Origin of the sequence: Clostridium acetireducens DSM 10703, assembly GCF_001758365.1 — a bacterium.
Classification (GTDB): domain Bacteria; phylum Bacillota; class Clostridia; order Clostridiales; family Clostridiaceae; genus Clostridium_C; species Clostridium_C acetireducens.
This window is the reverse complement of sequence record NZ_LZFO01000031.1, coordinates 21,714-32,434: the sequence shown is the minus strand read 5'-3', so window position 1 is coordinate 32,434 and position 10,721 is coordinate 21,714. Positions and strand designations below refer to the sequence as shown.

Sequence of the window (10,721 nt, the reverse complement as noted above, 5' to 3'; positions counted from 1 at the left end):
TTCATAAACGTCACAGAGATGAATTTGGTTTTTAATATTGATCATAAGGATACCTCCAAGAATTTATATTTTGTGATTATTATATATATTCGACATTAAGTGGGGGAAATCCTTTTTGATAAAGCTTAAAAATCCTTGAACCCTAACGGGTTTAGGGTTTTGCAAGCGGCTAAATTATAATGATAAAAGGGGGAATAAAATTGGAAGAAAATATAATTCGCGAAATATTAAGCAATAATCCTTCTAATAATATGAGAAGTTATATTTGGGATAAAGATAATTTAAAAAAAATAATTAATATTTTATTGTCAGTAAAAAATGAAGAAACAAAATGTGCATACATATATGGAGATAGACACGTTGGAAAGACAACATTTGGGAATATAATTAAATATATAAATAATAATAATAAAGTTACTGGATTTTTAAAGGAAAATATAGATAAAGAAATAGAAAGTATATATTTTGATTTTTACATAAGCAATGAAGTAAGAACTAATAGTAAAAAAATTGAGAATATAATTAAATCTATAAATAAAGATTTACAAGAGGTTGCTGTAGGAAAGTACAAGAGCAAAATTTATGAAATTATAGATACAGTAAATATTACTGCTAAGTCTTCAAACTGTATGGAGATTGGGGTAAGTGTAAAGTTTAGGTTTAGAGAGGATTATGCAATTAATATTATTAAAGTACTAGACGATGCTTATAAAAAGGATAAAGATGGATTAATAATAATTATAGATAATTTTTCAAGTATATGTGATATTGAGAATTCAGGAAGATTTATTAAAGAATTTTTAGAATATATTATAGGTAAAAACTATCAAAATTTATTACTAGTGTTAATAGGCAATATAACATCTTTAAATGTAATAAAAAATGAGGTCACTCAAATATGTAAAGATACAATTATACATATAAAACCATTAAACTTGGATCAAGTTAAGAATTACTTTAAAAAGTATTTAAATAATTGCAATAAGAAAACTAATTGTTTTGAAGATATTTGCTTAAAGTTATATCAATATACTTCTGGTTATCCTTTATATTTAAAAAAATATTTAAGGGAAATTCACCAATTAAGAAATATGGAAATTAAAAAAGATAATTTTTTAAAGGCTACAGATATTTATGTTAAAGAAGTAGAACAAGAAATAGAATACATAATATGTAGACTTGAAAGAAAAGAGGTTATAATTTTAAAAGCTATTATTTTGGAATTTAATGGTAATGTAGAAAATATTAATTTACTAAATAAAAAGATAAAATTTTATTATAGCAGTAAAAGAGAAGTAGAAAAGTATTTACAAAAACTTAATAACAAAGGATTAATTCATTTAAGTTTTTGGTCAACAAAAATACTTAATGAATTAATCTATAAAACATTAGATAGAAGATTAAGAGAGGATGAATTTTAATGAATAGTATTAAAGATATTATTAAAGAAATAGAGTCAAATCATATAATAAGAATTGGAAAAGGAACCTATTGTATTGAAAACATTAATATTATAAATGATAAGGTAAAATATGAAGATGTCTATGATGGATATGAGCTAATTATTGAAGATGTTGAGAATTTAATTATTGAAGGTGATGAAACTAATTTAACTGAATTATTATCAAAATTTAGTTATGCTAATGTTATTACTTTCAATAATTGTTGTAATATAACTTTAAAAAATCTAGTATTTGGTCATACAGTAGAGAATAAAGGATATTGTGTAGGAGGAGTTTTAAAATTTAATTCATGTAAAAATGTTAAAATATATGGATGCACATGTTTTGGATGTGGAACAGAAGGATTTACCTTGAATAATTGTTCAGATTTTTTTGTAGAAAATACAGATGTTAAGGAATGTACATATGGAATAATGAGTATAAGTGATTCAAAAGATATAAAATTTAGTAATTGTAAATTTTACAATAATAGAGAATTTGATTTAATTAATTTATTATCTTCACAAAATATAAGTTTAGATAGTTGTGAGATATATGAAAATTATACGGATGATTTTGGATATTCAATATTTAAAGTTATATTGTGTAATGAAATATCATTTAAAAATGGAACTATTAAAAATAATAGTAGTGGATATTTATGTAATAACGAAAGTAATATTGATTTTTTTAATTCATATATAGAAGATAATAAGTATTATAATGATAAATTTGAAAATGAGTTTATTTTTAGAGATTATGATGCTGAATTAATTTACTTTAATAATGATCCAAATAGTAAACACAAAATACTCTATATTGAACAAGAAGGCATAAAAATATCTAAAGGTGAAATAGAAAAATATGTTAATAGAGATTTGCCTTCAAAGCCAGATTTATTGGATGATAAACTTATTTATACTTCTCCATTTGGTTTTGAAGCAATAGGAGATATATATTTATATGACATAAATTTAGATAAAGAAAAGATAGTATTAAAATCTTTAGATATGGGAAATAAGCAAAAAACTATAAAAAAAGTTTTTTGGAAAAATAAAGATAGTATATTATTTATTTATGGAAATGCTTTTGGAACTGTTACACAAGGTGGAAATTTATATGAGTATTCTATATTAGATAAAATTTTTAAATTAATATATGAAAATAATAATAATGAAGAAGTATCAGATGTTATATTTACAGAGTCAAGAGATGAATTTTTAATTGAAATAACTAAATATGATGATGAAATGAATAGATATACTAAAGTTTTTAGAAAAATAAATATTATATAAACCAATAATATTATTTGTATAAAGAACACTTTGTATAAATTAAAATTAGAATTAAAGGAACTTGTAGAGTTAAAAAAACATAATAAATTAAAGTGCAAAACAAATTCCAAAAGAGTTTGTTTTGCACTTTTTTATCAAAATCCTTTTACTAAAATCATGAGTTAAAATTTAAAACTATAATTTCCTTATTTTAATTTAACTTCAAAAGTGAAGGGTTCAAAGTGTAATTCATAATTTTCAGAAGAGCCTTCAAAATGTAGTTTTAAATTATCGCCTTTAGGATCTACTTGTTTAAATAAAACTATACCTTCTTCTTTAACTCCAGGCATTATTTCATCGTTAATTTGTTTATAGTTAGCTTGGTAATTTTCACCTTCTTGAATTTGGTTAGTTCCCTGAACTAACTTACTATTAAAAGTATAGAAGTTTATCTTATCTTTAGTATTATTAGTTACAGTTACATAAGCTCTAGTTTCATCTTTAGCTATTTCAACTTTATTAAGTTTTAACACATATCCATTTTGATTTATTTCTTTATTAATATCTATAGTTTTAAGTGCTGGAGCAAATGCTTCTGCATAATTAGCTTTTTCAATTTTGTCAGCAGTTATAACTGGAGCGGTAACTTTACCACCTAAAGCGTTTTCACCTTCAAATTTTTTCTCGATTTTACCGACAATATGTATTATATCTTCATTTTTAACGTCTAATTTTGGGTCATTAATTTTAATTAAAATATTTTTAGATGAAGACTTAGGATCTGCATATGCTTGTAAGTAAGTTCCGTTATCATCTTTTTCAGGTTCAACAAAAATTTTAGCATAAATGTCTATACTTCTTCCTTTGAATTTATCTGGATTGGAGAACATATGTTCAACTTCTTCTTGACTTAATGGTTTTGAATTTGTTTTTGAGCTTGTACTAGTACTACTATTACTATTACCGCCACATCCAACTAACAATCCTATAATAAATGTAAAAATAGCTATTGTTATAAGTTTTTTTAATTTCATTACGATACCTCCTAAATTAGTATTATATGATAATATTATACAGTTTTATATGGTTTTTGTAAAATGAAACTTTATGGAATAATTTCTACAATTTTTTGAAGTCAAAAATTATTTAAATATGATTGTGAAAATTTGCTAGTTAAAATTTTCAAAGTATATTCTAAACCTGCTTATATGAAAGAGTAAAGTTAATTTTATTAACTTTATGTTACTATATAAATATATACATAAGATATATTGAAATTTTATAGAGGTGTTCACTCTATATCTAGTTGAACAATAAAATATACTAAAATTATCGCTTATTTTTTATGAATTTATAAAATAGTATAATTACAATTTGTTATGATATAATAAAAATACATATGTAAAAGGGGGTGTTATATGTGAAAAAAATGCCTATTGGAATAAGTAATTTTAAAGAAATTATTGAAAATAATTATTATTACATAGATAAAACATTATTAATAAAAGAAATATTAGATGACGGCTCAAAAGTTATATTATTAACACGTCCAAGACGTTTTGGTAAAACTATAAATATTAGTATGCTAAAGTATTTCTTTGAAAAATCAGAAGAAGATAAATCATATTTATTTAAAGGTTTGAAAATATTTAGTCAAAATAATGTATATACAAAAAATCAAGGTAAATATCCTGTTATATTTATTACATTAAAGGATATTAAAAATAGTAATTGGGAAATGACTTATAATAAAATTAAAAAGTGTATAGAAGAAGAATACGATAGATTTGCTTTATTGGCTAATAGTGAGTGTTTAACGGAAATTGAAAAAGAAACTTTTAACAAAATTCGTACAGGAATTGCTTCAGAAAGTGATTATGAAAATTCATTGAAATACTTAACAGAGTATTTAGATAAACATTTTGGTGTTGCACCAATTTTGCTTTTAGACGAATATGATGTTCCAATACAAAGCGGTTATACAAATGGATTTTATGACAAAATAATAGAATTTATTCGTAATTGGTTAAGTGGAGCTGTAAAAGATAATAATCACATTAGCTTTTCTATTATGACAGGAATATTGAGAATTGGAAAAGAAAGTATATTTAGTGGAATGAATAATCTTAAAGTTCGCACAATATTAGATAATCAATACAGTGAGTATTTTGGATTTACTGAAGATGAAATAATTGAAATGTTAAAATATTATGGTAGAGAAGAAGAATTAGAAACAGTAAAAGAATGGTATGATGGATACATTTTTGGCAAAACAGAAATATATAATCCTTGGTCTATAATAAATTATATTGACAATAAAGGTTCTGCTCCTCAAGCTTATTGGCTTAATACAAGTAGCAATGATGTAATACATGATGTTATTAAAAATTCAAATATAAATATTCAAAAGAATATTATAAAATTAATGGAAGGATCATCAATTGAAGAAATTATAGATACAAATATAATTTATCTAGATATTTACAAGGATGATAATTATTTATTTAGTCTTTTACTTTTATCTGGATATTTAAAGGCAATGGATACTATTCAAAATGAATTTGGATTTACAGTAGCTAAATTAGCAATTCCTAATAAAGAAATTAAAATTGCATATAGACAAGAGATAATGATACAAATATCAAAAGGTATAAATACTATGGAACAAATAAAAATGGTCAATGCCTTAGTTTCAGGAGATGTTTTTACTTTTGAAAAGATATTTACAAGTTTTCTAATAAAAACTACAAGTTTCCATGATAGTTCAGAAAGTTTTTATCATGGATTGATGTTAGGCATTACTACATTGCTTATAGATAAATATATGATAAAATCAAATAGAGAAAGTGGCTTTGGTAGATTTGATTTAGTATTAATTCCTAGAGAAAAAGAAAAAGTGGCAATAATTATGGAATTTAAAAAAGCAAATACTAAAGAAGAGTTGAGATATAAAGAATTTAAAAATGAAATTAAATAATCTTGTGGATAAATTTGCATATTTTGTAATGATATATAGCTTTCAAAGTACAAAATATTCTCAAAAATTCATATTATAAATAAAAGTCCACCCCCAATAGTGCAAAAAACCCTGGGGATGGACTTTTTTGAAAACTAAGCTATTCCAATATTTCTATAAAAATGTTATAATTTTATAAAAGGCAAAAAAAATAAAAAGCCTTATATTTCAATGGCAAAATGGATTTTTAGAATACCTATAAGGAATTGAAACCTGGTGGAAAAAAAGAAAAACATGCAACTGGAGGAATTTTTAGAATACCTATAAGGAATTGAAACATAGAACGTTCCTCTAAAAGCTATGACACATATTTAATATTTTTAGAATACCTATAAGGAATTGAAACAGAGTATTAGAATTAGTATAGTCAACTATATCCTTCAATTTTTAGAATACCTATAAGGAATTGAAACGAGACAGAGCTTCAAGCTAAGATTCAAGAATTAAAGAATTTTTAGAATACCTATAAGGAATTGAAACTATGATCCATTTAAAAAAGAGAAAAATAAATGCACAAATTTTTAGAATACCTATAAGGAATTGAAACTTTGCAGAAGAACCAGGAGGAGAAGCAGTTATTCCTATTTTTAGAATACCTATAAGGAATTGAAACAATTAGGGCAATTCTCTTTAACTATATGAATTCTTCATTTTTAGAATACCTATAAGGAATTGAAACTTGTTTCCTGTTCTGCATAGCTTGTACCATTTGTAGATTTTTAGAATACCTATAAGGAATTGAAACCACAGGTAAAAGTACTAGGAAAAGAAACAGAGAATAAATTTTTAGAATACCTATAAGGAATTGAAACCGGAAGAGTATAAGCAAGTTTTTAAAATGGTAAAATAGATTTTTAGAATACCTATAAGGAATTGAAACACAATGTTCTTTGAAGATATAGAGCAGTTAGAAAGCTTATTTTTAGAATACCTATAAGGAATTGAAACCTCAACTAACTAACTTACAACTGTATATAATATACATAATTTTTAGAATACCTATAAGGAATTGAAACTAAATAATAAAATAAACAACTACATAATGAATCTAGAATTTTTAGAATACCTATAAGGAATTGAAACAGTAAAAATTAAAAAATAAGGAGTGTATAAAAATGAAAAATTTTTAGAATACCTATAAGGAATTGAAACTAACTATGTAAATGTAAAATATATGTGATTTAGTAAGTATTTTTAGAATACCTATAAGGAATTGAAACTTAAATAAAGGTATTAGATATAATTTTGTAAAAATAATTTTTAGAATACCTATAAGGAATTGAAACTCATTTCTAAGAAAAGCATATCTATAGCATCATTAAATTTTTAGAATACCTATAAGGAATTGAAACTGGCTTTTAATTCACTTAATTCTTTTTCCATATTTTCAATTTTTAGAATACCTATAAGGAATTGAAACAGAGGTGTTTTGTATGAAAAATATAAATACAATATCTGATTTTTAGAATACCTATAAGGAATTGAAACCTCTAGGGAATAAGTATATTAATTTATTCCCTAGAATTTTTAGAATACCTATAAGGAATTGAAACTTTACAACAAATAGGTCAAAAATTTAGAGAAATTGAATTTTTAGAATACCTATAAGGAATTGAAACTATTGCAAAAACTCAAAGTGGTACAAGTAATGCTATTATTTTTAGAATACCTATAAGGAATTGAAACATCATATTAAATAACCTTAAATTGAATTTAAGTAAGTATTTTTAGAATACCTATAAGGAATTGAAACTAACTATCTCATTTTTTGGATACCTCATATTAGGATTGATTTTTAGAATACCTATAAGGAATTGAAACTAAAAAATTAAACAGAAAAGTATTAATATTTAAACCTATTTTTAGAATACCTATAAGGAATTGAAACAAATATAATGATGAAAAATTATATGAGATAAATACTACATTTTTAGAATACCTATAAGGAATTGAAACCCTTTTCCAAATACTATAATATCTTCAAATATTCCTATTTTTAGAATACCTATAAGGAATTGAAACTCCAATTCAACATATGATCCCTATGTATTTCTACCCATTTTTAGAATACCTATAAGGAATTGAAACCAGGACTTAAATGTGAAACAGATGAAATAGTGCATCAATTTTTAGAATACCTATAAGGAATTGAAACCAGAACACGCGGTGTCCTTCCCAATTTTGTTTTAACATTTTTAGAATACCTATAAGGAATTGAAACAATACAAAGTATGCGAAAAAGGAGTAGAGTTACAAAACATTTTTAGAATACCTATAAGGAATTGAAACTAGTACATCCAAGGACTAAAAGTGTAGATAATTTTAAATTTTTAGAATACCTATAAGGAATTGAAACCCAACTGCATAATTTTTAGGTAACGTGTAGCCAAGGGCATTTTTAGAATACCTATAAGGAATTGAAACTTGTTAGTACAATGAAAATTTGTATTAATATTTATAAATTTTTAGAATACCTATAAGGAATTGAAACTATGAAAACGCAGAAGAAAACGCAGAAAACAATAAATTTTTAGAATACCTATAAGGAATTGAAACGGTAGGTGGTATAAATGAATAAGATATTAGTTGTTAAATTTTTAGAATACCTATAAGGAATTGAAACTCTATTTCTTGCAACTGTATAGCTTCTTCATCTATACAATTTTTAGAATACCTATAAGGAATTGAAACAGGATCTCAAACAACTTTTGACGTCTTCATAGCCCAATTTTTAGAATACCTATAAGGAATTGAAACCTAGTTGCCATCCTTCTTTGGCAACTGTAAATACCACCATTTTTAGAATACCTATAAGGAATTGAAACAGAAAAAAGTTAGGTAAAGCTAAAAAATTAATAAAAATTTTTAGAATACCTATAAGGAATTGAAACTAAAACCATTCTTACCATTTCCTCTACCCATTACAATTATTTTTAGAATACCTATAAGGAATTGAAACACATCACGATATTTCAAAGCGAAATTTTGCCATAACCATTTTTAGAATACCTATAAGGAATTGAAACGTTTTTTCTGCTCTTTCCACTAATTTAGTTGCTTTATCATTTTTAGAATACCTATAAGGAATTGAAACTACTTTTTAAGATTTTCTCCAACTAAGACGGAATATCCATTTTTAGAATACCTATAAGGAATTGAAACATTTTTTGAAGTTGTACGCCTTTTGGTGTTACTTTTAAATTTTTAGAATACCTATAAGGAATTGAAACCCTATTTTCCCTTCTCCTACTGCATAACGTAAACCAATTTTTAGAATACCTATAAGGAATTGAAACCTACCTCCAAAAATTGATAAAACTATCTTTCTATTTATTTTTAGAATACCTATAAGGAATTGAAACCTGATTACATAATTTATAAGTAACGTATAGCCAAGAATTTTTAGAATACCTATAAGGAATTGAAACTAATTGTTATGTAAATAACATAATAAATTTTTAAAGATTTTTAGAATACCTATAAGGAATTGAAACTTCTTTGAGCAATTTGTTTGTCTGTAAACAAACTACCTATTTTTAGAATACCTATAAGGAATTGAAACAAAGCTATGAATGGAGTGTCATTCGGAAAAGTTAGAATTTTTAGAATACCTATAAGGAATTGAAACTTTTGTATATGAAACAAGAATCAATGAAGAATGGGATTTTTAGAATACCTATAAGGAATTGAAACTCTGTATTAAATAATACCTTTACATTTGTATTATTAAATTTTTAGAATACCTATAAGGAATTGAAACCAATTATATTTTCATAATATTGTAAACATTTTGCTGTATTTTTAGAATACCTATAAGGAATTGAAACTAAAATTAACAACATCTTGCCAGACTAAATTTTCTATATTTTTAGAATACCTATAAGGAATTGAAACTCAAGTGGCTTTAACAATATATCTGGTTCCTTTCCAAATTTTTAGAATACCTATAAGGAATTGAAACTTTAAAAAAATGGACAGATTTAAAAGGTAATATAGTACATTTTTAGAATACCTATAAGGAATTGAAACCTTTAGTAGTTCCTGCAATTTGGGGCAATTGTGTAGTATTTTTAGAATACCTATAAGGAATTGAAACAACATAAGTCCTACAGTTCTAACAGGAAGTTTCTTTTATTTTTAGAATACCTATAAGGAATTGAAACTCAATTACATCTATTTTATATTCATTTTTTTTTATATCATTTTTAGAATACCTATAAGGAATTGAAACATAAAAGTATAGACCTTGAACTTTTAGATGAAACAATATTTTTAGAATACCTATAAGGAATTGAAACTTTTGTCTGATGTAAAAATTAGGTATAATGTTACTAATTTTTAGAATACCTATAAGGAATTGAAACTTGAACATTGTATGTTATATGAGATTGTAATATACATTTTTAGAATACCTATAAGGAATTGAAACGTTCCCTATCTTTTGAATGACATTAGTTATGTAATTATTTTTAGAATACCTATAAGGAATTGAAACTATCTCTATCGTCAAGTTGATATTTTACATACTCTAAAATTTTTAGAATACCTATAAGGAATTGAAACTTTTCTAGGGAATGTTTTAAGTTCCCTAGAATAGTTTATTTTTAGAATACCTATAAGGAATTGAAACTAATAACTCCTAGAAAAGATACAGTTGTAAATTCAGCATTTTTAGAATACCTATAAGGAATTGAAACCTTCATTTTGAATAATAGTTGCTAAGTTATCGTTTATAATTTTTAGAATACCTATAAGGAATTGAAACTTGTAAAGGTAGAAGGCAAAGCTAAAAAGGAACAAATATTTTTAGAATACCTATAAGGAATTGAAACTACGTACAAGCTAAACTATATGAAAACGCAGAAGAAAAATTTTTAGAATACCTATAAGGAATTGAAACAGGGGTGTATTTATAAATGAAAAATATAAAAGAAATAAAAATTTTTAGAATACCTATAAGGAATTGAAACTATTCCCTAAGAATTTCAC

At 24.2% G+C, this 10,721-nt stretch carries 4 protein-coding genes and 1 CRISPR repeat array (1 of these 5 only partly in view); of the genes, 3 read left to right on the top strand and 1 reads right to left on the bottom strand.

All coding sequences use genetic code 11. The annotated features are described in order from the left end of the window. Nucleotides 1–200: 200 nt before the first annotated feature. Both CLOACE_RS09235 and CLOACE_RS09230 read left to right on the top strand, forming a co-directional pair. The gene (locus tag CLOACE_RS09235) at nt 201–1,421 is read left to right on the top strand and encodes an ATP-binding protein (RefSeq protein ID WP_070110823.1); all 1,221 of its coding nucleotides are present in this window, start codon (nt 201–203) and stop codon (nt 1,419–1,421) included. Next, nucleotides 1,421–2,737 carry a DUF4652 domain-containing protein gene (locus CLOACE_RS09230; protein WP_070110822.1) on the top strand — a complete coding sequence of 439 codons (1,317 nt, stop codon included), beginning with the start codon at nt 1,421–1,423 and terminating at the stop codon, nt 2,735–2,737. Before CLOACE_RS09235 ends, CLOACE_RS09230 begins: the two co-directional genes overlap by 1 nt. A gap of 185 nt (nt 2,738–2,922) precedes the next feature. Here the strand turns inward: CLOACE_RS09230 and CLOACE_RS09225 are convergent, their stop codons facing one another. Beyond that, complete coding sequence (locus tag CLOACE_RS09225) at nt 2,923–3,750, bottom strand: DUF4352 domain-containing protein (protein ID WP_070110821.1); 828 nt, start codon at nt 3,748–3,750, stop codon at nt 2,923–2,925. 395 nt (nt 3,751–4,145) lie between these two features. Here CLOACE_RS09225 and CLOACE_RS09220 point away from each other — a divergent pair, with 395 nt between their 5' ends. Further along, complete coding sequence (locus CLOACE_RS09220; RefSeq protein WP_242866453.1) at nt 4,146–5,693, top strand: AAA family ATPase; 1,548 nt, start codon at nt 4,146–4,148, stop codon at nt 5,691–5,693. Nucleotides 5,694–5,915: 222 nt separating this feature from the next. Beyond that, a CRISPR array of direct repeats spans nt 5,916–10,721; the repeat unit is 30 nt; unit sequence ATTTTTAGAATACCTATAAGGAATTGAAAC (it continues 3,401 nt past the right edge of the window).